We start from the raw sequence: 26788 nt of genomic DNA, 5'->3' as shown, positions 1-26788 counted from the left end.
GGATAATTCATGCTAAATGATAGCATACCCTTTTTGGTTTTGGTTGCTTGGACGGGGCATGTGGCGTTTTGTTCCACCCTATCTCCGGCTATGCGCTGGGGCCTGGCCCGGGCCCGCCTGGCCACATGAAGAGCCGGTCCGGCCTCAGCGGTCGACGCTGAAGACCAGTGTCGCCTCGTTTCCTTCCCGGTTAAAGCGCAGCTCATCGGAGTAGTGCCGCACGATGAGCAGTCCGCGCCCCCGCTCCGAGAGGACATCCGGCACTTCGCCGCCGGAATCCATGATGCGGGCGAAATCGAACCCCTCGCCCTCGTCGCGGACGCGGATGGTGGCGCGCAGTGGTTCGGACTTGACCGTGATATATACCTTCTTCGAGACATCGCAGCGGTTGCCGTGCTCCATGGCGTTATGCAGCAGCTCCTCCAGGCACAGGCGCAGGGTGATAGGGTCCTTCAGGCCCTCGAACCCCTGCAGCGTCTCCAGCACGCTGTTGATGACGTAACGGATCTGCAGCACGTCGGTCCCCACGGTCATGGTCAGGTCGTACAGGTCTTCCAGCTCCAGGACCATCACGGCGATATCGTCCGGTTGGGGGGCATCGCCGGAGAAGAGCATGATCTCATCGGCCAGGGCGTCGATGAAGGCCTCTATGTCCTGCCCGGCAAGGGACCTCACCAGCTCCACCAGTCTCTTCCTGCCCAGCACTTCCCCCTTGGTGTTGAGGGCTCCCGTAAGGCCGTCGGTATAGAGGAGTATGCGGTCTCCACGCTCCAGTTTCACCGTCTTCTCCTGGTACTTGCCGTCCTCCATGAGCCCGATGGGAAACCCCTCCCCCTCGAGGTAGTCGAACTCGCCGCCCTTCCCGCGCAGCAGCAGGGGCGGCTCGTGCCCCGCCTTCACGTAGGTGAGGGTGTTATCGCTGTTGTCGTAGAAGGCATAGAAGAGGGTCGCGAAGCCGTACTGCGACTCGTTGAAGAAACGCCGGAAGGCGGCGTTGGCCTCCCCCAGTATGGTGCGGGGCGAGATATGGTGCCTTCCCACCTCGTAGAGTATGGTGGTCAGCACGGACATGATCAGCGCCGCCGGCATGCCCTTGTTGGCCACGTCTCCGATCATCACGCCGAACTTGTTGGGGCAGAACTGGGTGCGCAGCCTCTGGCAGCGGTCCTGCGTCTCGGACGAGCAGTAGAAGCAGAAGCGCGAATCGCGGTCCAGCGGGATGACGCTGAAGAAGTCTCCGCCAACCGCGGATGCCGGCATCAACCGGGACACCATGCGCATGGACGCACACGGCACGTGGGTGGAGATGATGGAGCGCTGGATGCGGCTGGCCATGAGCAACTCTTTCTCCAGGTGCTCCTGGTCCTTACGGAGCGCCTGGTAGAGCCGTGCGTTCTCGATGGCCACCGCCGCCATGTCCGCGAAAGAACTCAGGTGGTCAAGGTCGGAGTGGTTGAAGCGGCGCTTGCGGGCGGTGTTGGAGATGTTGAGGACCCCGATGACCCTCCCGTCCGCGCGCAGGGGCACCGCCAGCGCGCTCTTGATGCTGGGATCGGTGCCCACGAAACGGCGGTCCGAGACCACGTCCTGCAGCACCAGGGGTTCACCGCGGGAGGCCACCCATCCCGCGATGCCCTCGCCCATGGGCACGCGGAAATCGAGCGCCGAATCCAGGCCGCGGGAAGCCCTGACCACGAGCTCACGGGATTCATCGTCAACGAGCATGATGCTCCCGCGGTCCGCCTCTAGCAGCTCTATGGCCTGCTCCACGACACGGTCAAGGCGCGTGGTCAGGCTGAGGGTGGTGGCCAGCATGCGACCTATACGGAAGAGGTCTCCGTTAGGTATGGCTCCTTGTGATGGATTCCTCGCTTCTCCCTGCAACCCGTCTAACATATCGGTGCTCACCTGAAGCTCCCGATGGCCTCCTCTTCGTTCTCGTAGATGCCGATGATCTTGGTGAATCTCACCACGTCGAGGAGTTCCTTGATGGCGTCGCCAGCCCTCAGGATCTTCAGCCCCCCTTTGTTCTGGCTCGATTTTTTGTAGGCGTCGGCGATGATGCTCAATCCCGCGGTGTTGATGTAGGTCAGTCCATCGATATCCAGGATGATGTTGTAGCAGTTCTCCTTGAAGACCCCCTCGACGGTCTCTCCGAACAGCTCCACCGTTTCGGAGTCGACCACCCCCGATACTTTCACGACGGCGATCTCCTGCATGTCTCCGGCACGTGACACCGCTATCTCCATGAACCTACCTCCTCTCCGAGCACCTGGATTAACTGCGACAATGAAGGTATCGGCACAACCTCGCCGTCATTTAAATGACTATATATGGTGTTGATTAGCTGAAAAAATTACTATATATTGTATTAAAAAGACGGAAGGGCGGCTGTATGAAACAGGGCTTTTTCCTCTATCCGTTCTCTGCCATCGTGGGGCAGGCGAAAATGAAACGGGCGCTGCTCATCAACGCCGTCGACCCCGGCATCGGCGGACTGCTGATCAAGGGCGAGCGGGGCACGGGAAAGTCCACCGCCGCACGCGCCCTGGCGGACCTGCTCCCGGAGATCGATACCGTAGCCGGGTGTACCTTCTCCTGCGATCCCCACAACCCGGAAGAGATGTGTGAAACGTGCCGCGCGAGCTGGGAGGCGGGACAGCCGCTACCCGTCCTCACCAGGCCCATGCGCTTCGTGACTCTTCCCCTGAACGCCAGCGAGGACCGTGTAGTCGGGTCCCTTGACCTGGAAAAGGCGGTAAGGGAAGGGGTGAAGGATTTCGAGGCGGGCATACTCGCCGACGCCAACCGCTCGCTGCTCTACGTCGATGAGGTCAACCTCCTCGACGACCATATCGTAGACATCCTGCTGGACGCCGCGGCAATGGGGGTCAACGTGGTGGAGCGCGAGGGGGTCTCGTTCTCCCACCCCTCCTCGTTCATCATGATCGGCACCATGAACCCCGAGGAGGGCGAGCTGCGCCCCCAGCTCGAGGACCGCTTCGGCCTGTGCGTGGAGGTACAGGGCGAGAAGGCCAGCGAAGACCGCATCGAGGTGATACGCCGCCGCCAGCGCTTCCTCGCCGACCCCAGGCTCTTCCGCGCTTCCTTCGACGCCATGCAGGAGACATTACGCGGCGAGGTGCTGCGCGCGCGGCGGATGCTGCCGGAGATCGAGCTGTCCGATGCCATCATGGAACTGGTGGCCCGCATCGCCGTGGAACTGGAGGTGTGCGGACACCGCGCCGACATCGCCACCTGCCAGGCGGCCCGGGCCCTGGCCGCGCTGCAGGGCAAGAAGGACATCGACGACGACCACATCCGCGAGGCCGCGGAGATGGCCCTGGTGCACCGGCTCAGAAGAACGCCCTTCGACGACCAGTTCAAGGGCATGGAACGCCTGGAGCGCATCATTGAGCGCAAGGGCAGGTTGATCGATATCCCCCTGCAGGACAACCGGCCGGCCATGAATGCGGCGGCGCCCCTGGCGGGAAACGTGGCGGAGGAGAGCCGACCTGCCGCCCCACCTGAAGAGAGGTGTGCGGCGGTTTCCAGCCGGGAGATCGAGACGCCGCCACTGCAGGGACTGGAGACCAGGGTGAACCGCAGGGCTAACGGCAGCAGGAGCAGCGCGATCACGGAGACGGGGGAAGGGCGCAAGGTCGGGTACCGCCTTCCGCGCCCCGACGAGGAGGTCAACTCCGGCAACCTGGCCACCGGCCCGACCCTGCGTGCCGCCGCCGCCAGGACGGCGGGGAGCGACCAGCCGTGGGGCGTCCGCAAGGAGGACCTGCGCGCCTCCATCAAAAGGCGGAAGGTCGGTAACCTCATCCTCTTCATCCTGGATGCAAGTGCATCCATGGGCTGCCAGGAGCGCATCGAGACCACCAAGAAGGTGGTGACCCAGTTGCTCGTGGACGCTTACCAGAAGCGTGACCGCGTCGGCCTGATATCCTTCCGAGACGAGGGCGCCCAGCTCGTCCTCAATCCGACCTCCAGCGTCCAACTGGCGAACCTGCGCATCAAGGACCTGACCACGGGCGGGGCGACCCCCCTCAACCACGGCCTGGCCATGGGACTTCTGGTGGCAAGGCGGGAGCTGAGGCGGGACCCGGACATAGGGCCGCTGCTGGTACTGATCACGGACGGGCACGGCAATGTCGGCTACGCTTCCGACAACCCGCTGCGCGAGAGCCTGGAGCTCGCGGAGAAGATCCACGCGCAGAACCTTCCCTGCCTGGTCTTCGACACCTCCCCGGGGGCGTCCCGCAACAAGGCGGGGCGCACGGTGCCCTCGCATGCCCGCCGCATCGCGGACGCCATGGGTGCGGAATACCATCACCTGGCCGGCCTGCAGCCCGAGGACATGCTGGACCATTTGAACAGGCATCTCTGAGTCCGGGCTCAGACCTTAACATCCGGAAACAGTAAGGCGCAGGCACCGCCGCGCCACCCTGCGGGTGCCGCTGTCGCTTACGCGACGCAATCCACGCAGCCATGTGCGCCAGAACAGCGGGTAACGGAGCGAGGGTGGCAGCGCTGACGTTTCTGCCCGGGCACCGCGACGTCCGGGTTCGTTTTCGTTGACGAAACCCGGATCGGATTTATGTTGCCATGGCCATTTCCCACGCGGGGGCGTTCCTCGAGACGCGCTGTTCCATCGTGAATATGCACTTTTCTTGGTCATGTATTCACTTATCGGGCTCCTCGCTTTTTCAGAACCGTTTTTATCTGCTGGGCTTTGGGTTATCCATCCCATGTCCAGTGGGTCGGATAAACCGCTAAAAGGCGTGGTTTTCCTGCCGATAAAGAGGGAGTAGGGAATAGATGGGACGGCTGGAGAGCCCGGCTGGCGGGCTCTCCTATAGAGGTTTGCCATGAAAGAAAAGCGGGGGACCGATCACGACGCCGGGGAGAAGATGTCGCGCAAGCCCATCGGTTATCTCGTCTCGCTGGCCGTCACCATCGCCATACTGGTGGGAGGCATGATAGCCGTCTCCCTGGTGCTCTCCTCTCCCCTCAGCATTATCGTGGAGTGCATACTGGGCGCCTGCCTGGTCGCCCTGGGGATCTACCTGACCCTGGAGTGGTGGCATTTCCGTGAGCAGAACAAGGGATATATAGACGAGATAACCGACCTCAACCTCCGGTTCGGTATCCTGGCCGATGCGGTAAGCGCGGTCTCCTCCACCCTCGACCTGGAGGAACTGGTGGCCAACATCCTGGGGGTGATGCTTACCCTTACCAATTCCGGCATCGGCGTGGTCCTGGTGCCGGACGAGAACCTCAACTACCTGCAGGTGCTGTCGCACCGCGGCTTCCAGGAGAAAGCGGTGCGCGGCCTCAAGATCCAGGTGGGACAGGGCGCGGTTGGCAAGGCCTTCCAGAACGGCCAGATGGTCATCCGCAAGAACCTGCCGGAGGACCCCAAGGCGGGGGACACCTACACTGAGGGGAAGAGCCCGCGGTCTCAGATAATCATGCCGCTCAAAGCCAAGGGGCAGATGGTGGGGATAGCGGTCACCGCCTCCTTCGAGGAACACGAATACAAGTCAGACGAGATCATGTTGCTCTCCAGCCTCTGCCACGAGCTGGCCGTGGCCATGATCAACGTGGACCTCTACCAGCAGAGCCAGAAGACCCTGGAATGGCTGTCGGACACGCAGGAATATACCGAGCATTTCATCCAGGAGATGCTCGCCGGGGTCATGGTCATAAACAACGAGGGTGACACCATCTACTTCAATAACGAAGCGTCCTCCATCCTGGGCATAGCGGCCAAGGAGGTCATCGGGGTCAATTACGAGGACATGGTGGAGGAGGTGGAGAAGTTCCGTTCCCTCTCCTTCCTCAAGCCCGTCTTGCGCTTGAGCATGGAGGAGGACCGCGTGTTCCGCCGCCACGAGATGACCATCACCGGGCCGGAGAGCAGGAAGGTCACCATCAACTTCAACGCTTTTCCCCTCCACCGCTCGAATGGGGAGCGCATGGGCGCCGCCATCGTCTTCATGGACATCTCGGCGATGAAGGAGATGGAGGGGAGGCTGCGGCAGCAGGACCACCTCTCCATACTGGGACAGATGGCCGCCAAGATCGCGCACGAGGTGAAGAACCCGCTCTTCGCCATCATCGGGCTGGCCGACGAACTCGTGGATGATGAGAGTGACCCCGACCGAAAACACCTCCTGACCATGATCCAGCACGAGGCCATCCTGAGTAATCAGTGGATATCGGGCATGCTGACCTTCAGCAAGTCCCCCTTCCCCGTTGGCGAGGAGGCGGCGCTGGTGCTGCAGACGAGTATCCCCGAGCTGATAACCGACTTCCAGCGCACCCACGAGCAGGACAACGTGAAGATACTGCGGGATTTCGAGGAAGGCCTGCCGCCGGTGATGCTGAGCCGGGACAACATGCGGCATATCCTCTTCAATCTTCTGGAGAACTCCATGCAGGCCATGCCCCAGGGAGGCATGATCACCGTGCGCGCTCATTACACGGGCAACGGGTTCGTGGAGATGCGCGTGGAGGACACCGGGAGGGGCATAAAACCCGAGATCATGCCCTCCGTTTTCGAGCCCTTCTTCACCACCAAGGACGGGGGCACCGGCCTCGGCCTGTCCATCGTGCAGAAAATCCTTCTAGACATCGGCGGCGACATAGATGTACGCTCTCAGCAGGACCTGGGAACCACCTTCATCCTAAAGCTTCCAACACGGGGAGTCAGCCATGAACGGGATTGACGCCAAGCTTCTCATAGTCGATGACAACGAGGGGGTCCGCCACCTCGTCTCGCGCTGGTTGGAGAGGGCGGGGTTCTCCGTACACGAGGCCAAGGACGGCGCCGAGGCCATCGAAATGGTCAAGAAGGACCCCCCGGATATCATCCTCGCCGACATCCGTATGCCCAAGATAGACGGGATCGAGCTGGCGCGCATCATCAAGGGCGAGCACCCGGGGATCAAGATAATCCTGATGACCGCCTATTCATCTCCGCAGACCATCGCGCAGGCGAGGCGGGAAGGTGTCGATGACTACCTGGAAAAACCCTTCACCAAAGACCAGGTGGAACGGATAACCATGGAGGTCCTCTCCGCGGGATCGGGCGGATAGGCCCGGCCGCACACCCCTCTTGCCCCCACTTCAAGCAGGAAGCCGCAAAGTACCCCTCGCACGTCGGTTGAAGAGGGCGATCTCCTCGTACCCCACCCGCCGTAGCAGCGAGAGGGCCTGCTCGAAGTCCTGGCCGACCTCGCGGGGGTGGTGGGCGTCCGAGCCCAAGGTCACCGCGATGCCCCGCTCCCGGCACTCGCGCAGGAACCCCTCGTCCGGGTATATCTCCCGCGCCGGTTTGCGCAGCCCCGCGGTGCTCACCTCCACGGCCACGCCACAGGCGGCGATGCGGTCAAGGCACCTCTCATGAAGGTGGCGAACGTCCTCCTCGGGGCGGAACCCGAACTTCTTGATAAGGTCCGGGTGGGCGAGGACATCGAACAGCCGGCTTTCCGCCGCCTCGCCGAGGAGGTCGAAGTACCTCTCCCAAAGGGCGAGGAGGTCGCGCCCCTCGTAGCCGCCCAGGTTGCGGGGATCGTCGAACGCCCATCCATCCAGGAAATGCAGGGACCCCAGGACGTAGTCGAAAGGGTGGGCGTCCAACAGCTCCAGCAATCTCGGCGCGGTCTCCGGGAGGTAGTCGACCTCTATGCCCAGGCGGATGGGGAGGGCGGGGAAGGCGGCACGCAACTCATCCACTTCCCTCACGTAAAGGGGCAGTTCGTCCAGGGCCATGGACAGAGTCGGGTCCTCTGTGTGCAGCAGGGGCAGGTGGTCCGAGAACCCTATCTCGCGCAGGCCCAGTTCAACCGCCCTCGCGGCGTAATCCTCCAGCCGCCCCACGGCATGCCCGCAGCGGGCGGTGTGCATGTGATAATCCACCAGTTCCAGAGCTCTCATCAGTAAAGAGCATAGCAGATATACTTCCCTTATTGTTCAGGTTAAGAACCAGAAATGCTATACTTCTTTGGTACGTGGCATATGAATCCGGTTTAGCGAAAGGAGGACGCAGGGAATGGGAAAGGCTAGCAAGCTGAAGAAGGCGGAGAAGACCGTGGAGAAGACGGAGGCGAAGAAGGCCAAGCTGGAGAAGAGCATCGCCAAGCTCGACAAGACGGGCGCCAAGGCCCAGAAGAAGGTGGACAAACTCTCCAAGAAGCTCGCGGACTGATCACGCGGTCGATCCCGGTCACGTGAACCGCTAGGATATTCTCAACCGAGGAGGGGCAGCCGTTTCGGGCTGCCCCTCTGTCCTTACTGTATGCGCCTTCCCGGATAACAGCAGCGGGACGCTTGACACGGAAGGTGCTTATTCCTCCTGGTCCATCTCCAGCAGTTCCGCCTTGGCCCTCTGGAACTCTGCGTCGCTGAGGGCTCCGGAGGCGTGCAGCTCGGAGAGCTTCTCCAGGCGCTCCACCACGCTGGTATCCGTCGCCGCGGGTGCGGGCGCGGGTGGCGCCACGGGCGCCTGCGTCTGCATGGCCGTGGCCATCTCGTGGGCGATCTCCTTGCCCCGCATCGTCTCCTGTTGCTCCTCGAGGGCTTTTCTCTGCTCGAAGATCTGCTTCTTGACCTCCAGGGGGTGGCCGATGTTGGTGAAGGGCTGCTGGCCGAACTCCCCCGCGGTCTCTATCACCACGTCGCCGTAATTGAAGATGCGCTCCCAGGCGTTCTGGCTGGTCCTGACGTCGTTCAGCATCTCGAGGGGCATGGCCATGGTGCTCTTATTGATTATGCCCTGGGAGAGTATGAGGCGCCTGTCGGTGAGGACGAAATGGGCGAAGAACCACGCGAAAATGGGGTAGATGAGCCATCCGATGATTACCACCACGAAAGCGATCCAGACCACGGTGCTCCAGATGCTGGCAAAGTCCTCGTCGTTGCGGAACCACATCAGGGCCCCCCACCCTGCCGCCGCGAGGACCATGAACAGCACCGGCAGGAAGAAGTGCCTCTCGGGCAGCCTGCGCCGCTTGAACATGGGCCAGGCCCCGTACACGAGGACCACGAACAGGGCCATGGCGCTGATGAGGATGATGTAGCCCCAGTTCGTCCCGTCCGATGGACCCGGCTTGAACTTCGTCTGCAGCAGGATGAGCGCGACGATGGCCCCTGCCCCGATGATGAAGTTCCTCCAGATCTCCCACAGGGAATGCCTCTTGTCGAAGATGACCACCTCACCGGGCTCGATGAGCTTCTTGTGATACTGCTCGGCCATGTCCCCCCTCCTTCCACTATTCAAAAACAGGTGATGGACGAAAACTCACGGTATCTGTCCTCGATCTCTCCCATGGTCAGTCCGCGCAGGCGGTCGCACGAGAACGACTCCACGTTGAACGAGGCCACGACGCTGCCGTAGACGATGGAGCGGCGGACCTCGTCCTCGCTCATAGCCGGGTAACGGGACAGGGAGCCCAGGAAGCCACCCCCGAAGGAGTCCCCCGCGCCCGTGGGGTCGAAGACGGTCTCCAGGGGGTAGGCGGGAAGGGAGAAGAACACGCCCTTTCCGAGCATGATCACACCGTGTTCTCCCTTCTTGATGATCACCCTGCGCGGCCCCATGGTCAGCAATTTCCTCCCCGCGGCCACCAGGTTGGGCTCGTCGGCGAGCTGTCTAGCCTCGGAGTCGTTGAGGAGCAGGTAGTCCACGCGCGCTATGGTCTCCAGTAGCGCCTGGCGCTGGCTCTCGATCCAGAAGTTCATGGTGTCGCAGGCGACCAGGCGGGGTGAGCGCATCTGCTCCAGCACCTTGAGCTGCAGCGCGGGGTGTATGTTGGCCAGGAAGACGTACTCCGAGTCCCGGTACTCCTCCGGGATGTCCGGGTCGAAGTCCTCGAAGACGTTGAGCTGAGTATCAACGGTATGGGCGTCGTTCAAGTCGAACTCGTAATATCCCTTCCAGCGGAAGGTCTTCCCCGGGACCCTCTTCAGGCCCCTTAGGTCTATATCGCGCGAGGCCAGGAAGTCGACGTGCCCGGGCGGGAAGTCCTCCCCGACCACCGCCACCAGGCGCACCTGGCTGAAGAAAGACGCCGCCACGCTGAAGTGGGTCGCCGAGCCCCCCAGGATATCCTCTACCTCCCCGAAGGGCGTGCGGATGGAATCCAGGGCCACGGAGCCGACGACCAGGATGCTCATGGGTACCTCCCTCTTTTTACGCTATTCTAGCAGGATAAAAACCTCGCCTCCAGGCCACGCGGACAATCGGCCGGTCGGCCCCGCGGCGCGGCTAACCGGCATCAGGGCAAGGCGGGGACGGGGGTGGTAATGTTGATGAAAGAAGGAATAGAATGTATATTTTTAGACTACGAGCCCTTTTCCGGGTTGGTCTGATGTGACCGGTCAAGGACGGGGCTGCATGGGATAACCGACGATAGAGGTGAATGGAAATGCCGAGATACGACTACAAATGCGAGGACTGCAGCGACGTGTTCGAGACCACCCACGGCGTCGAGGAGGCCATTGAGGAGTGCCCCAGGTGTGGGGGAAGGGTCAGGCGCCTCTTCCATCCCGTGGGCATCATCTTCAAGGGCTCCGGTTTCTATAAGACCGATTACCGTTCCTCATCCTCGGGCAACGGGGGCGAGAAGCAGGGCCCCGAGAAGATAGAGAAAGAGCTCGAGAAGGTCAAGGAGAAAGGCCCGGAAAAGAAGGAGAAGGTCGCCGAGAAGAGCGGCGGGGACTGAGCGGCCACGGGTCCTGGATCGGGGGTCACATGAAACTGCCTGAGGTGAAGATCGGCATCTTCGGAGGATCCGGCTTCTATTCCCTACTGGAGAGCGCCAGCAGCTACGCCGTGCATACCCCGTACGGGGTCCCCAGCGACCGCTTCACCGTGGGAGAGCTTGGCGGCGTGCGCGTCGTGTTCCTGCCCCGCCACGGCCGGCACCACCAGTATCCGCCCCACCGCATCAACTACCGCGCCAACATCTGGGGCATGCGCGAGTTCGGGGTGGAACGCCTGATCTCGCCCGGCGCCTGCGGCTCGCTGCAACGCGATATCCCCCCGGGTTCCTTCGTCCTCTGCGACCAGTTCGTGGACCGCACCTCGCGGCAGGAATGCACCTTCTACGACGGGCCCGCCGCCGTGCATATAAGCTGCGCGGACCCATACTGCCCCGGCATGCGCGAGATATGCGCGCGTACGGCCGCGGAGCTCGGCATCGACTGCCGCAACGGCGGCACGGCGGTGATCATCCACGGGCCCCGTTTCAGCACCCGCGCGGAGAGCAAATGGTATCACTCCCAGGGATGGGACGTGATCAACATGACCCAGTATCCCGAGGTGGTGCTGGCCAGGGAAGCCGGGATGTGCTACCTGAACATCTCGCTGGTCACCGACTGGGACGTATGGATCGCGGACGAAGAAGGGGTAAAATCGGTCACGGCCGACGAGGTCGGACGGGTCTTCAAGGAGAACAACGAGAAGATGCTGCTCCTGCTCAAAGAGATGCTGCCGGCCATCGCCGGGGACGTCTCCTGCGATTGTCCGTCCATGCTCGAAGAGGCTACCATCAGCCCCATCGAGATCGTGGAACACTTCTAGGACCGAGACGCGTGCGGTGATCCCCCGCAAAGGCTTCCGTATCGCGAGCTTCCGAGACATATCGGTCTACCTCCACTGGAGCTGGTTCATCGTCTTCTTCCTCATCCTCTGGGTGGTGGTGCAGTTCTTCCAGCTCAACACCGACGCCCAGCCGGCTTCCTACATCCCCATCGCCGTGGTTACCACCTTCCTCTTCTTCCTCTCCGTGCTGGTGCACGAGTTCTCGCACTCCCTGGTCGCCAACCGCAACGGCATCCCCATCAGGCGCATCACCCTCTTCGTCTTCGGCGGGGTAGCCCAGATGGACCGCGACGTGCCCTCGCCCGGGGTGGAGTTCAAGATGGCCGTGGCGGGACCCTTGTGCTCCTACGGGCTCTGCCTGCTCTTCGGCCTCGCCCTCTACATTGCGCGCGGCCTTGGAGCCGGCACGGTCGCTTCCGGCTTCATGCTCCTGGCCCTGGTCAACTTCGGCCTGGGGACCTTCAACCTCATCCCTGGTTTTCCCCTCGACGGCGGCAGGATACTCCGGTCGCTGCTCTGGTACCACTGGAGCGACCTGGAGAGGAGTACCCGCGCCGCCAGCCGCCTGGGGGAGGCGGTAGGGGCGGTGCTCGTCCTTGGCGGCGTGGCCCTGCTGGTCGTCGACTTCTTCCAGACCACTTACGACCTGCTCTTCGCGAGCGTCTGGTTCATCCTGGTGGGGACCTTCCTCATCCAGGCTGCCTTCAGCAGCTTCCGCCAGGTGCAGGCCCGCGTCTCCCTGGGGAGCACCGACGTCCGGGGGCTGATGCGCACGGGTGTGCCCGCCCTGGACTCCTCCGCCACCCTGGAGGAAGCCTACCGTACCCACCTGGAGAGGTCGCCCGCGAGCACCATCCCGGTGTTGAGGCAGGGCCGGCTGGCTGCGACCGTGGGCATGGCGGAACTGCGGTCCGTGGACCCCGGCAGCTGGCCCAATACGCCGGTTGCCCGGGTAGCCCGCCCGCTCGGAGAGGGCGATGCCGTCACCACCGACATGCCCCTCTTCGAGGCCATGCTGCTCATGGAGCGCTCGGGCAGGCAGTTCCTGTGGGTGGTGGAGGACGGCCGCCTGGTCGGGGTGCTCCTGCTCGATGACGCGCGGCGTATGGCCAAACCCTCCCGCGAATGAATTAGGACCGGGCTTGGGATATAATATGTCGTGGTTTGCCGCACGAGGGAGGTCCGAGGGACCATATCCGGATGAGAGGAAGGAGCGTCGCATGAAGACAAGCGTCACGGAGATCCTGGGGATAGAGCACCCCATCCTGCTGTCCGGCATGAGCTGGATCAGCGTTCCCAAGATGGTGGCCGCGGTATCGGAGGCGGGGGGACTGGGCCTGCTCGCCACCGGCGTGCTCGACGCCGAGGAGACCAGGGCCGCGGTGAAGGAGATACGCTCGCTGACCGACAAGCCCTTCGGTGCCAACGTCTCCCTGCTCTTTCCGGGCGCGGCGCAGAACGCGGTGGTGCTGCTGGAGGAGAAGATACCGGTACTCAACTTCTCACTCGGGAAGGGTGACTGGATCGTGCAGATGGCCCACGAGTACGGCGGGAAGGTTCTGGCCACGGTGACCAACCTCCGCCACGCCAAGCGGGCCCAGGATTACGGCTGCGACGGCGTCATCGCCACCGGCAACGAGGCGGCCGCCCACGGCGAGGAGGTCACCACCTTCTGCCTGGTGCCGAGCCTCGCTTCCGGCCTGGATATCCCGGTCATCGCGGCTGGCGGCGTCGGAGACGGCAGGGGCCTGGCGGCCGCCCTGGCCCTCGGTGCCGGCGGCGTGGCCATGGGCACCCGCCTGATGACCACTGTGGAGAGCCCGCTGCACGAGAACTACAAGCAGCTCTCGCTGGAGAAGGACGTCTACGACACCCTCTTCTCCAAGAATTTCGACGGGCTTTGGTGCCGGGTGCTGGACACTCCGGCGGCGCGCAAGGCGATCAAACACGGCCTCACCCCCTTGGACTACCTGAGGGCCATCCCCAACTCGCGTTCCATCGCCCAGATGCTCAAGCTCCCATATTACAAGCTGTTCGTGGGCGTGCTGGCCTCAGGCTGGGAGAACGCCCGCCAGCTGGCATTCATGGCCAACGCCTTCAAACAGATCCGCGTCGCGACCGAGAAGGGCGACACCGAGCACGGCGTGTTGCCGGTGGGACAGGTCACCGGCCTGATGCACGACATCCCCACCGTCAGGGAAGTCATCGAGAGGACGGTCAAGGAAGCGGAGGAAGTGATGGAGGGTCTCGCCAAGATGGCGAAGGGCTGAGAGACGACACTTACGTAGCAGCGGGGCCGGGACAACTCCTGGCCCCTTTTTGCTGGAAGGAACATAGGTTAGTCATAACTCATCTTCAACAGTTGATTTTTCAAACTCCCAGCTAGAAGTACATAATTCACCCTCAGAAAAGGGCCGTGGCATTAGGTTTGGCTTCCTGGGCTGATGACGGCACGGCCACGCCAACAGCCTTGAACACCTTGCCGGCCACACCCTGCGGGGAAAAGACGGAGCGGGGTGCCAGGACCGACGGGCTAAAAGACGTGGCGTTGCTCCTGATTTTTCGCGCCTGCGGCCATGACCGGGCGAAGGAATAGACTCAACAACCTCTTGTATATATGTTTTGTATGTTATATAATTCTTCCATGAGCGATGAGCTTCTCGCCGCCATCAGGGCGGCATCACGACCCAAGGGGGATGACGGGGCCCTTTTTCTGAGCCTCGATGACACCAGGCGCATGGCGGACGAGAACGGGCTGCGGGCCCTGGAAGTGGAGGTGGCCGCGCTGGAGGGCGGCATCGTTCCCGTCCGCTACGCCCGCAACATCGGCACCGTTGCCATGGAGGGCCAGATAAGGCTTCTCCGCTCCTGCATGGGAATATGCGGCCTCGGCGGCCTGGGGGGTTTTATCGTCGAGATGTTGGCCCGCGTCGGGGTGGGAAAGCTCATCCTGGTGGACGGGGACGTGTTCGGGGAGGACAACCTCAACCGGCAGCTCCTGTGTACGGAGTCCACCCTGGGCAGGGCCAAGGCGGTGGTGGCGGCGGAGCGGGTGTTGGAGATAAACCCCTCCCTGGAGGTGACCGCGCATCACCGCTTCGTCGGCCCCGCGGACGTCACCGAGGTCTTCGGCGGAGCCGACCTGGTCATCGATGCACTCGACAACGTCACCTCCCGCCTGGCCCTTGAGGAAGGGTGCGCGCAGCTCGCGATCCCCCTGGTGCACGGTGCCATCGCCGGTAACTCGGGTCAGGTCATGACCATTTTCCCCGGCGACCCCGGCCTTAGAGCCCTCTACTCGGATAGCGGGGACCGGGGGGTGGAGGCACTGGAGGGCAACCCTCCCACCACTCCCGCCCTCATCGCCTCGCTGCAGGCGCAGGAGGCGGTGAAGGTCGTCTGCGGGGGAGAACTGCTGCGCCACGGTTTCCTGCTGCTGGACACCGCCGCCAACCTCTATCAGTTCATCCCCTTGAGGTAAGACAGGCCGATATCATCCACCGCACGTATAGTGCGGCACACCGGGAAAGGACCTCTCATGCGCAAGCTCCCGTACCGCTCGTCACGCTTCTACCTGATCGTCTCGGTGGTGGCGGCGCTGCTCGCCGCCCTCAGCCTCCTGGCCTACCTGCAGGGACTGCGCTCGCGAATCGCCGAGAGCGGTCGCCTGGTAGGGCTGGTGGTAGCGGCAAGGGACCTGGGAGCGGGGGAAGTGCTCGATCCATCGTCCCTCCGCCTCATCGATTTTCCAGATCTCTACCTGCTGCCCGGCACCTACACCGATACCGCCATGGTGGCCGGTTCCACCCTGCGCTGCGCGGTCAGCGCCGGCGAGCCCCTGCTCGATAGCTCGCTGCTGCCGCGGGGGGGAGGAAGCCTGACCATGGACGCCCTCGACAAGGGCTTCCGCGCCTACGCCCTCGCCGCGTCCGCAGTGGCCTTTCCGGCCGCGGAGCTCCACGCGGGTTGCCGCGTAGACATCCTGGCCGTCACCGGGGAAGGCGCGGCGCCCCTGCTGGAGAACGTCGAGGTCATCATGGTCCACGGCCTGCCCACCAGCGCGGGCAGCGAGGCGGGGCCGGTCGCCTCTCAGGACTACGCGGGCGGGAGCATACTGCTCCAGGTGACCGGCGAGGAAGCATGCCGCCTGGCCGCGGCCCAGGAAGGGGGCAGGGTCGAGCTGCTCTTGAGGGCCACCGAAGGGCCTTGAGACATCATACGGTGCATCCATGTCTTTGCGTTCAACCTCGCGTGCCTCCACGCCGATAAATCAAGCGCACAATCCGATCGTACGGGAGTGATAAGCATGGGCGCGAAGGGGCACATCCTCCTGGCCGACGACAACAAACTGGTGGTCAAGGTCACCAGCTCCATACTGGAGCAGGCCGGTTATGAGGTCGACGTCGCATGGGACGGAATCGATGCCGCCGTCAAGGCCTTCTCGCTCCTGCCTGATCTCATGATCCTGGACGTGGAGATGCCCAAGATCAAAGGCTACCAGGTGTGCCGGCTGCTCAAGGAGGACTCCCTCACCTCGTGGATGCCCGTGATCATGCTCACCGGCAGGGAGCACCAGAGCGACATGTTCTGGGGGATGAAGACGGGGGCGGACGCCTATATTACCAAGGGCTTCAAGCCGGAGCACCTGCTGCAGAAGGTGGACGAGCTGCTCTCACAGGCTGGCGCATATGAGGAGGCCAGGGAGCTCTCCCGTAAGAGGAAGAAGGAGGTCACCGAGGACTACGTCATCGACAAGATCACCGACCTCCTGGACCGCAAGCTCTACGAGACGACCATCCTCAACGATATCGCATCTCTGTCCAGTTCCCTTCAGGACTTCTCCGAGACCGTCAATTCCGTCTTCGAGATCCTCGACAACTTCTTCGGCTATTTCGCAGGCGGCCTGCTCTTCTTCGCCGAGCAGGAGCTGTACGTCTACGTCAACAAGCAGTGCACCGCCGAGATGGTTGAGGAGATATCCCAGGAGACCATCCAGGTGGCCACGGGTTACGCATGGCAGGTCTCCGACCCCTCTCTCGTCGAACGCGTGGTGCTCAACCAGGAAAGCCTGGTCAAGGCCGGAGATGAGAAACAGCCCCGGCCCGCTTACGTCCATATACCGATGACCGCCCACAAGACGGTCATCGGCGTGCTGGTCGTGGCCGGACCGCCCAACCCGGCTTTCCGCCGCGACGCTCCCGTGATCCTCAACCTGATCAGCAACGAGTTGACCATGATCCTGGACAACGCTCGCCTCTACGAGGGGGCGAAGCGCATGGCCATCACGGACGGCCTGACCAAGATCTACAACCACCGCTTCTTCCAGGAACTCTTCGAGAAGGAGTTCAAGCGCGCCAGCCGCTACAACTCCTCCTTCTCCCTCATCATGCTGGATATCGATTTCTTCAAGCGCATCAACGACACCTATGGCCACCTCTATGGCGACGAGATCCTCAAGGAGATGGCCAACCTGGTCAAGGGTTGCCTGAGGACCATGGATATCCTGGCGCGTTACGGCGGGGAGGAGTTCGCCATACTCCTCCCGGAAACGGACCTGGAGGACGCCGTATTCACGGCCGACCGTATCCGCATGGCGGTGGAGAACCACGATTTTCCGCAGTCAAAAGGAAGGCCGGTCAAGGTGACCGTCAGCCAGGGCGTCACGTCTTTCCCGTCTCCCGATATCGAGAAACGTTCCGATATCGTGGCCAAGGCGGACGCCGCCCTCTACGAGGCCAAGGAGGCGGGGCGCAACTGCGTGCGCCAGCGTGAATAAGGGCCGTCTTAGCGCAACGTCCTCCAAAGGTTCAATGCGCTGTCCACGGCCATCTCCGTTCCGACGCCACGACCGCCCGCGTCCGCGCCCACGTAGTAGAGGCCCCGCACCGGAGACACGGCGGAGGGGCGCCTCTTGCCCACCTGGTGGCGGTTCTGCGCCAGGCCGATGACCTCTCCCGTCCATCTTCCCGAAATATCCGCGATGTAGCGGGTATCGGTACGGATCTTCCAGACGATGTGGTCCTCTATGCCCGGGTAGAGGTCATGCATGGTGTTCTCGATGCGGTCGAGCATCTCCTTGCAGATGGCATCGGCCACCTCAGGCTCCTCCAGTCCCGGAGGCGCCAGGGAACCGGCTAGCACCAGCTGGCAGCCGGGGGGCGCCAGGGACGGGTCCGCGGCGGATGGCACGGGCACGAAGATGGCGGCCTGCCTCTCCACCAGTTCGGGGTCGTTGAAATCCGGGAAGTAGCAGGCGAGCGGGGCCCTGACCACCTCGGCGTCCAACGCGTACTTCACGCTGACCGCTCCAAAGGAGAGGCGCATGCTGTCTATGGTGGCCAGGTAGTCGTCAGGGAAATTGTGCCGCCCGGCCAGGGCGATGGTCTCCTTGACACCGTTGTTGCTGATGACGATGTCGGCGGGGATGAAGCCGCCGGCCTCGACGCCCCTCACCGCGCCGCCCTCCACCACGATGCGCTCCACCGGGGTTGAGTAGCGCAGCTCTCCCCCCAGGGACTGCAGGGCGTCCAGGTAGGCCATGGGAACAGCCCGCATGCCACCGACGGGGTAGCAGAGGTTCTTCTGTTTACTCTGGGTAGAAAAGCAGAGGATGTATTCTCCCGCCGAGGCCGCCCTGCGGGAGATGCACATGTACATGCCGGTGAAGCCGTCGAGCAGGCGGTTGAGCTGCTCGTCCTCGACGAAGCGGGCTATGTACTCGGCGAAAGAGACTTCGTCCAGCTCTGCCAGTTCCTCCGGAGTGCGCTCGCGTGCCAGGTCCTTGAAGAGCGCCCTGGCCCCCTCGCGGTTCTCGGGCAGCACCTCGATCTGTTCGAAGAGCTTGTCCAGTGCCTCGTCCTCTTCCATGTCCTGAGCTATCACGGCGGTATGCCCGCCGGTGGTGAATTCCATGGCCGTGTTCAGGGTGACGAACTCGATCTCCGTTCCCACGATGCTAGCGACCTCTCCCATGGGCCCCTTGTTGCCGCGCGCCAGCCAGTGCACGCCGGTATCGTAGATGAAGCCCTCGCGTTCGAAGCTAGCCGCCTTGCCCCCCGGATAACTGTTCCTCTCCAGGACGGTTACCTCGGCTCCCTCCTTGGCCAGCAGCGCGGAGACGGCTGACCCTCCCATCCCGGTCCCGATGACCACTACTCTCTTTCCCTTGATATCGCCCGCCATCGCACACCTCCTGCCGATAACGTCGTCCTTCTCTCCCTGCCCGCACTCATGACCTCGGCCTATGACTCTATCACCCCGCAGCCTGACGGCGCATAAAAGTAGAAACCCAAGATACCTTTGGGACCGCCGAACAAGGGGCTCGACGTTTTCTACTCGGCATCCTGGGTTCCTACCTACGTTCCGGACGCGCAAGCCCAAACGCGCTTCAATTCAGGTTTTCCCCCGATTTTTTTGGCCGGAACGCTTCAATAATATCATTCTCTTTTTAAGTGTCAATAGGGTGGAGGGCAGTATTTGAAAAAAGGGAGCTATATTCCATTATATACCATATTTCTCCGACTTCCACGGACATCGCGGGAGAGCGTCCGTACCCGGTGCGGACGCAGCGGCGACGGTTAGAGTACGGTTATGACCGTCCCGCCGTCGCCTTTACGGGGGACGGCGGGACGGTCAGGTGGCTTTCGCCGTCTGCTATTATGTATAGATAAAGTGGGCGTAGAACAGAGGAGGTCTGGATGGGAGACTGGAACGTCAAGGGATGCCTGATCCCGTTGGTGACACCCTTCGATGAGCGGGGCAAGCTGGACGAGCCTGCCCTCAGGAACCTCGTCAATTATCTCATAGAGGAACAGGCGGCGGACGCGATCATCCCCTGCGGGACCACCGGGGAATCGCCCACCCTGAGCCACGGGGAGCACATGACCGTCATCGAGGTGGTCCAGGAGGAGACGGCGGGGCGCGTGCCGGTCATCGCCGGGACCGGCAGCAACAGCACCGCGGAGGCCATAGAGATGACCGTGGCCGCGGAGAGACTGGGCGTGGACGGGAGCCTGCAGGTGAGCCCCTATTACAACCGGCCGAGCCAGGAGGGTATATACCGTCACTACCGGTCCATAGCCGAGAGCACCTCCCTGCCGCTCATCCTCTACAATATCCCTTTCCGGACGGGCAGGAACATCGAGCTGGACACCATGCTGCGCCTGTCCGAGATCGACAACATCGTCGGGGTGAAGGAGGCCTCTGGCGATATCCTTCAGGTAAGCAAGATCATCGAGGAGACGCGCAAGGCGGGGACCGAGTTCTTCGTCTATTCCGGCGAGGACCCGGTGACTTTCCTCGTGCTCTGCCTGGGTGGCCAGGGTTGCATCGCAGCCGTGGGCCACGTGCTGGGCGCCGAGTTCAGCCGCATGTGCCGGCTGGTCTGGGAGGGCAGGATAAATGAGGCCCGGGACATCCACTTCCGCGTCCTTCCACTGGTGCGCGCCCTTTTCTGCGAGCCCAACCCCACCGCGATAAAGCAGGCCTTGAACTGGATGGGGGTAGAGGTGGGGGGCCTTCGCCTCCCCCTTGTGGAGATGACCGAAAGGGGCAAGGAGACCCTGCGCGCCGCCATGGTAGAGCTGGGTAAGGCGTCCCCCGGGGAGTGCCGCTGACAGGCCGCGCCGTAAGGACCGGCATGTCTGCCTCGCGGGAAAGTGGGCGTTGGCCGCTGCGTGCGTACCCGAGCGACCGGGTAAACGAAAGGAGAGGTGGGAAAGATGTGTCGAGATGGTATCGACCTGGTCACCCTGAAGGTGGCCCTGAAACATAGCGCGGACCTGCTCGAGAAGGAGATCGAACATCTGCGCCAGTGGTCCGCGCTGGCATCCAACGTCAACCTGGGCGATATATCCTCGCGGCTGCGTGAAGCTTCCCTGCAGGTGGCGGGGAGCGAGGAACTTGTCGCGTCCTGCGTGCGCTCCCTGGCGGAGCTGCAGGTGCAGGGGCCTTCGACGGCGGGGACGGGGGTCACCATCACCCCCGTATAGAGAGTCCCGGCTACGCCGGTTCTATCCGCCCGCGGCCGGCGGAAAGAGAGAGACCTCGTCTCCGGGCCCCAGCCTGGTCCTCTTTCCCTTGAGATAGCTGATGTTCTGGCCGTTCACCAGCACGATGCAACTCTTCAGATACCTGGATACGCCACCCCCGTACTTCCTCTCCACCTCTTTGAGCAGCTCGGCAACGGTAGAGGCCGAGGTCTCGTAGCCCGCCTCTCCCGTGGCCTTGCGCAGCATGGTGAAGAACTTCACGGTCGCCAATTCCGCTCCCTCCCGGTCTCCCGCTACGCGTGCAGGGCGCTGGCCACGTCGGCAAGGCCGACTTCCTCGAGGCGCCTGCGGCTGGGACGCCCCTGGGCGTCGATGTCCCGCAGCGTGTAGAACTCCTGGATCATCTGGTCGAAGGCCACGGTCTTGCGCTGCCTTTCCGCCTCGTCTCCGCGGGCCAGCTTCTTGAGTCTGCTCGAAAAGAACGGCAGCTTGTTGAGCATGGTCAGTATCTTGTCCATGTTGGGGTAGAGGAACTTGGAGAGGACCATGGCCGTGATGTCCTTGATCTTTTCTATCCTCAGCTTCTGCAGCGGCACCAGGGACATGAACTGCGGGTAGACCGCCGTATGCAGGCTGGAGGTCGTCCCCTCCGCATGGGGCTCGAGGATGCGCCTGGGGAGCTGGTCGTCCTCACGGGTGGCGCCCATGAGGCTGCCCAGGGCCCGCTTGATGTACCAGATACGGTCCCCGGTCCTCGCCAGCTCGTCCGGGCTGTAGCCGAACCCGGTCAGGGAGTTGAGCATCGCGACCATCTCCGCCATGTGTCCCCCGGCGGCGTTCCATGCGTATTCGCAGATGACCGCGGAGTTGGCGATGACGCCCTTCTTCTGCGCGGCGATGGTCTGGGCCGCCTTGCCCTTGGGGCTGTATGGCCAGGTCCTCTTGGCGCCCAGCTCCTTGAGGTCGAGGATCCCGAGTTCCACGTACAGGTTGGCGTCGGCGCAGTGGCATGCGCCGCGGATGGATGTCGCGTAGGTGAGGGCCATGGCCCAGAGGGCGCGGGGATCGTGCATAGGGCACTCCAGCCCCTTCACGTGGACGGCGAACTCCTTGCCGCCGAACTTCTCCGACATGGCCCGCGAGCCCTCGGCCAGGTCATCCCCGATGCCCTCACGCATGGCGGTCCTGCGGATAAGTTCCAGGAGGGTCTGGGGCTGGTTCCAGCCCAGCTTCAACCCGCCGGTGTCCTCCTCCGTGATCAGGCCCTTCTCGAAGGCCTCGGTGGCGTATGCCAGGGTTGAGCCGCAGGAGATGCAGTCCATGCCGTAGCGGTTGCAGAGCTCGTTGGCCTTGTTGTTGGCCTCCTTGTTGTCCATGAGTTGCAGGGTGCCCAGGGCTGAGGCGCCCTCATACTCGGCCCCCGGTCCTTCCTCGATGGCAAAGGGCCCCGACTTCACCTCCACGATCCTCTTGCATGAGATGGGACAGGCGAAGCACGAGTGGTTTTTGGTGAGGATGCTCTCGGCCACGGCGGTGCCACCCAGCTCTCCGGGTCCTTCCGCCCAGTAGGCCACCCGCCAGTTCTTCGTGGGCACGTCCCCGATGGCCATCCCGTACTCCATGTGCACGTTGGAGCCGAAGTTGCGCAGGCCGTCGGCTATCAGGCTGAACTTGAGGAGTTCGTTCATCTTCTCGCGCGTCTCCTTGAAGGCGGCCTCATCGGCCACGGGCGCCTTCGCGTTGCCCCGCGCCACTACCGCCTTGAGCTTCTTGGAGCCCATCACCGCCCCCATGCCGCAGCGGCCGGCGGTGGAGCCGCGGTCGTTCATCACGCAGGCGAACTTCACCATGTTCTCCCCGGCGGGACCGATGGAGATGACCTGCGCGCGCTTGTCTCCCACTTCCTGTTTGAGCAGGTCCTCGGTCTCGTAGGTGTCCTTGCCCCAGAGATGCGAGGCGTCCCTGATCTCCACCGTCTCGTCGGTCAGGTAGAGGTACACCGGCTTCTCGCTGGCCCCGACGAAGATGATGCCGTCATATCCGGTCCGCTTGAGCTGGGGCGAGAAGTGCCCGCCCATGGAGGCCTCCCCCCAGATGCCGGTGAGGGGAGAGCGGGCGCAGATCTCCAGGCGGGATACGCCTGGCAGGTTGGTCCCCGAGAGGGGCCCGTTCATGACAATCAGGGGATTTTCGGGCGAAAGGGGTTCGGCCTTCCAGCCCTCGTTGTCGAAGAACCACTTGGCTGCCAAGCCGCTCCCGCCGAGGAAGTCGCGGTAGAGTTTCTCTTCCAGTTCCAGCACCTCGGACTCTCCGGAAGTGAGGTCTACCTTCAATATCTTGCCCCAGTTTCCTCCCAACATCGCAAGTACTCCTCCCTGCTATCGGTCGGCTCGCCAGCCTGCGAGCCGACCCCGACTCGTGGGTCATGTTTCCCTCATCAAAGAGGAGTCCATCGAGGCTCAACCAACCTCAAAGACCCCTGAAACTGGCCATGACCATGGCTGAAGACATTATAGCAGAGCCTTCAGGGCGATTTGTCTTTTTGACCGAAGAAACCCTTTGCATTGAAAGTTACTTTATGGTAGCATAACCACTTAACAGGTCTCCGCACAGAGGACGAGGGTGTGGGACTTCTCTGGGGATCGGGACTTTCCCTCCCTCACAAAAACCTCGGAGGAGTTCCGCCAAGGCACCCGCCTCAGCGTGACCTCATCCGTGCTCCGGTCCCGAAATCGGAGCACCTCCCTCCCTGCTGACCCCGGTTTGCCGGAAACCGGGGTCCTATTCTTTGACCCGTTTTCTCGCCGCCAGCGCACGGGTAAAGAACATATGCATCGTCTTCCAGGTCCTCTCCATCTGCTCCGGGCCGCTGCTCGAGAGCAGGATGGCGATGCTCTGCCCCATGCCGACCAGGGCATAGGATATGGACTTGAGGTCCTCGAAGGGGTAGATGTCCCCCGCTTCGACCCCTTCCCTGATGTCCACCTCGACCCTTTCAGCCAGCCTGCCATAGACCTCCCGGAGCTGATCGGTGAGGCGTTTATTGCCGACCGTCTCCCCCATGAGCATGTACAGGAGTTCGCTGCTCTTGATATAGAGATCGAGCATCTCCCTCCCCTTGACCTCGATACGGGTCACGAAGTCCTTGCCCTCCTGACGCTCCAGCTCCTGGTCTATCTTTTCCAGGGTGTTCTCGATGAGCCGCTTGATCACCTCGACCAGGATCTCCTCCTTGCTGTCGAAGTAGATATAGAAGGTGCCCTTGGCGATGCCCGTGGCCTGCACGATCTCATCGACGGTGGTGCCGTGGTAGCCCTTGGCGGCGAAGAGCTCGGCGGCATTGGCGACGATGCGTTCCCTGCGGTCCATCACCTGGGTCTCCTCTTCCGGCTCCTCGCTGACCTCGCTCGGGCTCGTGCTGACGATGACCCCGAAGAGGCCTGAGATGTCCCTCAGGGACATGCCGTAGCGCGAGCGAAGGTACTCGATCATGCGCAGCCTCTCGAGATGATGCGAGGTATAGGTCTCCCCCTCGCCGGGCTGGGGAAGAATGCCCTCCCTGAGGTAACGGCCTACCTGCGTGCGGGTCACGGGGGTCCCGGAATCCGCCTCGTAGGCCTTGATGAAGCCGTTGAGGTCCCAGCCCGTCTCTTTTTCCGCCATCCGCCGGCCGTCCTTTTCTCGTAATGGAGCAGCTTTTTTCGAGCCCCTGAACCTTGATATCGGAAAGCGACTGGGTAGTCAGTCACATAATAGTATCCCTTGCCGGCCACTGTCAACGACCCCAGCCCGCACCGGCCGAGAGATCGCGCCTCCATATGCGGCTGCAGGCGGGCCCAAGACGGTCATGGCATGGTTTGTCTGCTGGCGAAGATGGGAATATACGTGGTGAGGGGGTGGTCCACTATGGAGGCGAGCGCCCTGGTAGTGGACGATGACCGGCTGCTCTTACGGTTGATAGAGCTTAACCTGGGAAAGGCTGGGATGAAGGTGCTTCTCGCCGACAGCGGCGCGGAAGCGCTACGCCTGGCGCGCGAGGAGAACCCCGATATCATCCTGCTCGACCTGATGATGCCCGCGATGGACGGTTACGAGGTCATGCGGCACCTGAAGGGAGCGGAGGAGACCAGGGACATCCCGGTGGTGATGCTCACCGCGAAGTCGAGCCAGGGCGACCGCCTGAGATGCAAAGAGATGGGAGCCGTGGATTACGTGACCAAGCCCTTCAACCTGGAGCAGTTGCGCAATCTGGTCAGCCGTATCGTCGCATCCCCCTCCGGGCACCAGGCTCCCTCCGAATAGGCAGGAGCGGCGGGCTTCCTCCACCCCTCAGCCCGCGGGGGTCAGGAACTTCTGGAACATGGCCATCTGCTGGGCGTTCTTAAGAGCGCCGCGCACCTTGAACCTCCCGGTGCGCACGGCTTTGATCACCTTCCGCCCGTCCTCGCTCTGCAGCCACTTGAGCATCTGTCTACCCTTGCCGGCGCCGGAGAGACTGAGCAGGAGCGCGAGTTCGGTCCCGATGTAGATGTCCACCCCGTCGATGACCCCGTTGGCGACCTCGATATCGCTGGCCTTGAAGATAATGGTGGCCGCCATCTCCGGGTGGTCCAGGTCCTGGACGGCCACGGAGACGTTCATCTTGTCGGCAAGGGACTTCTTGCGGGGGTCCTGGATAACGGCCTTGACCATCTCGCCCATCATGAAGGCCAGCGGGCCCGGCTCCGAATCGCGCAAGGTGACGGTGCCGCTCCCCGGGGGCAGCGCCTCGCCTTTCGCCTGTGACTTCTTGAGGGCAACGGCTCCGGCTCCGACGAGGGACAGGAGCAGGAAGAGCTTGCCGCACCTGCAACGCCTTCTCCTGTCCAGCTCCTCCTTGAGGAGTTCCTCGTCCAACTCGATGACCTCCATCCTTCTCTTGCCCACATCCTCCTCCTTTGGTCCCGCCGGGGATATTTCATCGCCCGTTATCAGTCCTGGAACATCCCCCATATTCTACCCCATTAAGAAAGGGGTGAACCCCCTTCCCGCCCCTGTCACCCCAGGAAAAGGCCCGGGGAACCGCGTTCCCCGGGCCGTTCCGTTGGCGGAAGGGGAGGGATTTGAACCCTCGGTGCGGTCTCCCGCACAATCGCTTAGCAGGCGATCACCTTAGGCCAGCTCGGTCACCCTTCCGGAAAACCTGTCTGCCCGTCGCAGCACAAGACCAATTATAAGGTCAGGCCCAGGGCCTTTCCAGATGCGGTCTCGTGAGCGATCAGTACATACCCTGCCTGGAGCGGACGGGCGACCCGATGGCGATCAGCGATTCGATCACCGGCCTGGCGCTGTCGATGGGGATGGAGAACCCCAGGCCGTCGTAACCACCGCTCTCCGTATAGATGGCCGTATTGATGCCCACGACCTCGCCCGCGATGTCGCCGAGGGGGCCTCCGGAGTTACCGGGGTTGATGGCGGCGTCGGTCTGGATCACGCCTGACAGGGTCTCGTAACTCGAGATGGCCACGTCGCGGTCGAGGGCGCTGATGATCCCGGAGGTGACACTGCCCGCAAAACCCTCGGGGCTGCCCACGGCGACCACCGCCTCCCCCACCACCAGACCGGAGGAGTCCCCGAGGGTTGCGGCGGGCAGCCCGGTGGCGTCGACCTTGATCACCGCCAGGTCGGTACGGGGATCGGCTCCGACCACCCCGGCATCGTAGGTCGAGCCGTCCTGCAGGGCCACGGTCACTCTTACGGCGTTTTCCACCACGTGGTTGTTGGTGACGATGTAGCCGTCGGAGGAGTAGATGAAGCCGGAGGCGATGCCGGTGCCGCCGCCGAAGCCCCCCGTCACGACCTCGATGTGGACTACGGAGGGCAGCAGCTTCCCGGCGGCGGCAACCACCGCCTCCGCGTCGCCCTGGACGACCCTCTTCTCCACGGTGCGCACCTCCCTCACCTGGGCCTGGTCCTGCTGGTCGGTGTCCTTCCCGCTGAGGACATCGATGGGATTGGCCCCCAGGGTAAGGGGCACGACAAATATAACGGCCGCCGTGACGATAACCGCCACGGCCACGGCCAGGAGCAATGTCTTCCCCCTGCCTCCCGGAGGAGGCGGGGGGTTTGGGGGGGTGTCCGTGGAAAGGGTCCCGCATATCGGCCGGTTGTCCTCGATCATCCTGTACACCTCTGGTCTCGA

At 62.9% G+C, this 26788-nt stretch carries 25 protein-coding genes and 1 tRNA gene; 14 read left to right on the top strand and 12 right to left on the bottom strand.

Features of this window, described 5'->3' with window-relative positions; genetic code table 11:
• Positions 1-144 precede the first annotated feature (144 nt).
• Together AB1384_06100 and AB1384_06095 are read right to left on the bottom strand one after the other, a co-directional pair.
• Entirely contained in the window at positions 145-1896 is a 1752-nt protein-coding gene (locus AB1384_06100) for a SpoIIE family protein phosphatase (GenBank protein ID MEW6553838.1), read from the bottom strand.
• Between the two features lie 8 nt (positions 1897-1904).
• Positions 1905-2249 (bottom strand): STAS domain-containing protein, encoded by a 345-nt coding sequence (locus AB1384_06095; GenBank protein ID MEW6553837.1) that lies wholly within the window; start codon positions 2247-2249, stop codon positions 1905-1907.
• 146 nt (positions 2250-2395) lie between these two features.
• On the opposite strand from AB1384_06095, the gene AB1384_06090 reads away from it, so the two are divergent.
• The 3 genes from AB1384_06090 (at position 2396) to AB1384_06080 (ending at position 7110) form a co-directional block, all read left to right on the top strand.
• Complete coding sequence (locus AB1384_06090; protein MEW6553836.1) at positions 2396-4396, top strand: VWA domain-containing protein; 2001 nt, start codon at positions 2396-2398, stop codon at positions 4394-4396.
• Positions 4397-4877: 481 nt separating this feature from the next.
• The gene (locus tag AB1384_06085; GenBank protein MEW6553835.1) at positions 4878-6740 is read left to right on the top strand and encodes an ATP-binding protein; all 1863 of its coding nucleotides are present in this window, start codon (positions 4878-4880) and stop codon (positions 6738-6740) included.
• Positions 6727-7110: a response regulator gene (locus tag AB1384_06080; GenBank protein ID MEW6553834.1), complete on the top strand. Its 384-nt coding sequence runs from the start codon at positions 6727-6729 to the stop codon at positions 7108-7110. The genes AB1384_06085 and AB1384_06080 overlap by 14 nt, the downstream gene beginning before the upstream one ends.
• Positions 7111-7140: 30 nt before the next feature.
• Here the strand turns inward: AB1384_06080 and AB1384_06075 are convergent, their stop codons facing one another.
• On the bottom strand, positions 7141-7950 hold the full coding sequence (locus AB1384_06075; protein MEW6553833.1) for a histidinol-phosphatase HisJ family protein: 810 nt from the start codon (positions 7948-7950) through the stop codon (positions 7141-7143).
• Positions 7951-8065: 115 nt separating this feature from the next.
• Here AB1384_06075 and AB1384_06070 point away from each other — a divergent pair, with 115 nt between their 5' ends.
• A complete protein-coding gene (locus AB1384_06070) occupies positions 8066-8221 on the top strand; it encodes a hypothetical protein (protein MEW6553832.1) in 156 nt (51 codons plus the stop codon).
• 138 nt (positions 8222-8359) lie between these two features.
• On the opposite strand, the gene AB1384_06065 is transcribed toward AB1384_06070, so the two are convergent.
• Positions 8360-9268 carry a PH domain-containing protein gene (locus tag AB1384_06065; protein ID MEW6553831.1) on the bottom strand — a complete coding sequence of 303 codons (909 nt, stop codon included), beginning with the start codon at positions 9266-9268 and terminating at the stop codon, positions 8360-8362.
• 20 nt (positions 9269-9288) lie between these two features.
• Entirely contained in the window at positions 9289-10188 is a 900-nt protein-coding gene (locus AB1384_06060; protein ID MEW6553830.1) for a PfkB family carbohydrate kinase, read from the bottom strand.
• 251 nt (positions 10189-10439) lie between these two features.
• Between AB1384_06060 and AB1384_06055 the strand changes: the two genes are divergently transcribed.
• From AB1384_06055 to AB1384_06025, 7 genes are all read left to right on the top strand, one after another.
• Positions 10440-10736: an FmdB family zinc ribbon protein gene (locus AB1384_06055; protein ID MEW6553829.1), complete on the top strand. Its 297-nt coding sequence runs from the start codon at positions 10440-10442 to the stop codon at positions 10734-10736.
• A gap of 29 nt (positions 10737-10765) precedes the next feature.
• Complete coding sequence (locus AB1384_06050) at positions 10766-11596, top strand: S-methyl-5'-thioadenosine phosphorylase (GenBank protein MEW6553828.1); 831 nt, start codon at positions 10766-10768, stop codon at positions 11594-11596.
• 16 nt (positions 11597-11612) lie between these two features.
• The gene (locus AB1384_06045) at positions 11613-12746 is read left to right on the top strand and encodes a site-2 protease family protein (GenBank protein MEW6553827.1); all 1134 of its coding nucleotides are present in this window, start codon (positions 11613-11615) and stop codon (positions 12744-12746) included.
• A gap of 91 nt (positions 12747-12837) precedes the next feature.
• A complete protein-coding gene (locus tag AB1384_06040; protein ID MEW6553826.1) occupies positions 12838-13887 on the top strand; it encodes a nitronate monooxygenase in 1050 nt (349 codons plus the stop codon).
• Positions 13888-14261: 374 nt separating this feature from the next.
• Entirely contained in the window at positions 14262-15098 is an 837-nt protein-coding gene (locus AB1384_06035; GenBank protein MEW6553825.1) for a HesA/MoeB/ThiF family protein, read from the top strand.
• 57 nt (positions 15099-15155) lie between these two features.
• Complete coding sequence (gene cpaB, locus AB1384_06030; protein ID MEW6553824.1) at positions 15156-15827, top strand: Flp pilus assembly protein CpaB; 672 nt, start codon at positions 15156-15158, stop codon at positions 15825-15827.
• A 96-nt stretch (positions 15828-15923) separates the two neighbouring features.
• Positions 15924-17393 carry a diguanylate cyclase gene (locus AB1384_06025; protein ID MEW6553823.1) on the top strand — a complete coding sequence of 490 codons (1470 nt, stop codon included), beginning with the start codon at positions 15924-15926 and terminating at the stop codon, positions 17391-17393.
• 8 nt (positions 17394-17401) lie between these two features.
• On the opposite strand, the gene AB1384_06020 is transcribed toward AB1384_06025, so the two are convergent.
• Entirely contained in the window at positions 17402-18799 is a 1398-nt protein-coding gene (locus AB1384_06020) for an NAD(P)/FAD-dependent oxidoreductase (GenBank protein MEW6553822.1), read from the bottom strand.
• Between the two features lie 515 nt (positions 18800-19314).
• Here AB1384_06020 and dapA point away from each other — a divergent pair.
• A complete protein-coding gene (dapA, locus tag AB1384_06015) occupies positions 19315-20232 on the top strand; it encodes a 4-hydroxy-tetrahydrodipicolinate synthase (protein MEW6553821.1) in 918 nt (305 codons plus the stop codon).
• 105 nt (positions 20233-20337) lie between these two features.
• On the top strand, positions 20338-20607 hold the full coding sequence (locus AB1384_06010) for a hypothetical protein (GenBank protein MEW6553820.1): 270 nt from the start codon (positions 20338-20340) through the stop codon (positions 20605-20607).
• A 21-nt stretch (positions 20608-20628) separates the two neighbouring features.
• On the opposite strand, the gene AB1384_06005 is transcribed toward AB1384_06010, so the two are convergent.
• The 3 genes from AB1384_06005 to AB1384_05995 all read right to left on the bottom strand — a co-directional run bounded on the left by AB1384_06005 (position 20629) and on the right by AB1384_05995 (position 24270).
• Positions 20629-20868 carry a MoaD/ThiS family protein gene (locus AB1384_06005; protein ID MEW6553819.1) on the bottom strand — a complete coding sequence of 80 codons (240 nt, stop codon included), beginning with the start codon at positions 20866-20868 and terminating at the stop codon, positions 20629-20631.
• 32 nt (positions 20869-20900) lie between these two features.
• Positions 20901-22967, bottom strand: coding sequence for an aldehyde ferredoxin oxidoreductase family protein (locus AB1384_06000; GenBank protein ID MEW6553818.1), 2067 nt, complete (start codon positions 22965-22967; stop codon positions 20901-20903).
• Between the two features lie 421 nt (positions 22968-23388).
• Positions 23389-24270 (bottom strand): TetR family transcriptional regulator, encoded by an 882-nt coding sequence (locus AB1384_05995; protein MEW6553817.1) that lies wholly within the window; start codon positions 24268-24270, stop codon positions 23389-23391.
• 189 nt (positions 24271-24459) lie between these two features.
• Between AB1384_05995 and AB1384_05990 the strand changes: the two genes are divergently transcribed.
• The gene (locus AB1384_05990; GenBank protein ID MEW6553816.1) at positions 24460-24909 is read left to right on the top strand and encodes a response regulator; all 450 of its coding nucleotides are present in this window, start codon (positions 24460-24462) and stop codon (positions 24907-24909) included.
• Positions 24910-24936: 27 nt separating this feature from the next.
• Here the strand turns inward: AB1384_05990 and AB1384_05985 are convergent, their stop codons facing one another.
• The 3 genes from AB1384_05985 to AB1384_05975 all read right to left on the bottom strand — a co-directional run bounded on the left by AB1384_05985 (position 24937) and on the right by AB1384_05975 (position 26767).
• Positions 24937-25533 carry a hypothetical protein gene (locus AB1384_05985; GenBank protein MEW6553815.1) on the bottom strand — a complete coding sequence of 199 codons (597 nt, stop codon included), beginning with the start codon at positions 25531-25533 and terminating at the stop codon, positions 24937-24939.
• A 158-nt stretch (positions 25534-25691) separates the two neighbouring features.
• Positions 25692-25782 (bottom strand) — tRNA-Ser (locus AB1384_05980).
• Positions 25783-25864: 82 nt separating this feature from the next.
• Complete coding sequence (locus tag AB1384_05975) at positions 25865-26767, bottom strand: trypsin-like peptidase domain-containing protein (protein ID MEW6553814.1); 903 nt, start codon at positions 26765-26767, stop codon at positions 25865-25867.
• Positions 26768-26788: the final 21 nt, after the last annotated feature.

It is taken from the genome of Actinomycetota bacterium (genome assembly GCA_040757835.1).
GTDB lineage: Bacteria > Actinomycetota > Geothermincolia > Geothermincolales > RBG-13-55-18 > SURF-21.
The sequence above is the reverse complement of the archived record's forward strand: the minus strand, read 5'-3'. Positions and strand labels throughout refer to the sequence as shown.

What these genes read in the sequence shown, in the direction of transcription:
- AB1384_06100 (MEW6553838.1), bottom strand. Translation starts at nt 1,896, where the DNA reads ATGTTAGACGGGTTGCAGGGAGAAGCGAGGAATCCATCACAAGGAGCC.
- AB1384_06095 (MEW6553837.1), bottom strand. Translation starts at nt 2,249, where the DNA reads ATGGAGATAGCGGTGTCACGTGCCGGAGACATGCAGGAGATCGCCGTC.
- AB1384_06090 (MEW6553836.1), top strand. Translation starts at nt 2,396, where the DNA reads ATGAAACAGGGCTTTTTCCTCTATCCGTTCTCTGCCATCGTGGGGCAG.
- AB1384_06085 (MEW6553835.1), top strand. Translation starts at nt 4,878, where the DNA reads ATGAAAGAAAAGCGGGGGACCGATCACGACGCCGGGGAGAAGATGTCG.
- AB1384_06080 (MEW6553834.1), top strand. Translation starts at nt 6,727, where the DNA reads ATGAACGGGATTGACGCCAAGCTTCTCATAGTCGATGACAACGAGGGG.
- AB1384_06075 (MEW6553833.1), bottom strand. Translation starts at nt 7,950, where the DNA reads ATGAGAGCTCTGGAACTGGTGGATTATCACATGCACACCGCCCGCTGC.
- AB1384_06070 (MEW6553832.1), top strand. Translation starts at nt 8,066, where the DNA reads ATGGGAAAGGCTAGCAAGCTGAAGAAGGCGGAGAAGACCGTGGAGAAG.
- AB1384_06065 (MEW6553831.1), bottom strand. Translation starts at nt 9,268, where the DNA reads ATGGCCGAGCAGTATCACAAGAAGCTCATCGAGCCCGGTGAGGTGGTC.
- AB1384_06060 (MEW6553830.1), bottom strand. Translation starts at nt 10,188, where the DNA reads ATGAGCATCCTGGTCGTCGGCTCCGTGGCCCTGGATTCCATCCGCACG.
- AB1384_06055 (MEW6553829.1), top strand. Translation starts at nt 10,440, where the DNA reads ATGCCGAGATACGACTACAAATGCGAGGACTGCAGCGACGTGTTCGAG.
- AB1384_06050 (MEW6553828.1), top strand. Translation starts at nt 10,766, where the DNA reads ATGAAACTGCCTGAGGTGAAGATCGGCATCTTCGGAGGATCCGGCTTC.
- AB1384_06040 (MEW6553826.1), top strand. Translation starts at nt 12,838, where the DNA reads ATGAAGACAAGCGTCACGGAGATCCTGGGGATAGAGCACCCCATCCTG.
- AB1384_06035 (MEW6553825.1), top strand. Translation starts at nt 14,262, where the DNA reads ATGAGCGATGAGCTTCTCGCCGCCATCAGGGCGGCATCACGACCCAAG.
- cpaB (MEW6553824.1), top strand. Translation starts at nt 15,156, where the DNA reads ATGCGCAAGCTCCCGTACCGCTCGTCACGCTTCTACCTGATCGTCTCG.
- AB1384_06025 (MEW6553823.1), top strand. Translation starts at nt 15,924, where the DNA reads ATGGGCGCGAAGGGGCACATCCTCCTGGCCGACGACAACAAACTGGTG.
- AB1384_06020 (MEW6553822.1), bottom strand. Translation starts at nt 18,799, where the DNA reads ATGGCGGGCGATATCAAGGGAAAGAGAGTAGTGGTCATCGGGACCGGG.
- dapA (MEW6553821.1), top strand. Translation starts at nt 19,315, where the DNA reads ATGGGAGACTGGAACGTCAAGGGATGCCTGATCCCGTTGGTGACACCC.
- AB1384_06010 (MEW6553820.1), top strand. Translation starts at nt 20,338, where the DNA reads ATGTGTCGAGATGGTATCGACCTGGTCACCCTGAAGGTGGCCCTGAAA.
- AB1384_06000 (MEW6553818.1), bottom strand. Translation starts at nt 22,967, where the DNA reads ATGTTGGGAGGAAACTGGGGCAAGATATTGAAGGTAGACCTCACTTCC.
- AB1384_05995 (MEW6553817.1), bottom strand. Translation starts at nt 24,270, where the DNA reads ATGGCGGAAAAAGAGACGGGCTGGGACCTCAACGGCTTCATCAAGGCC.
- AB1384_05990 (MEW6553816.1), top strand. Translation starts at nt 24,460, where the DNA reads ATGGTTTGTCTGCTGGCGAAGATGGGAATATACGTGGTGAGGGGGTGG.
- AB1384_05975 (MEW6553814.1), bottom strand. Translation starts at nt 26,767, where the DNA reads ATGATCGAGGACAACCGGCCGATATGCGGGACCCTTTCCACGGACACC.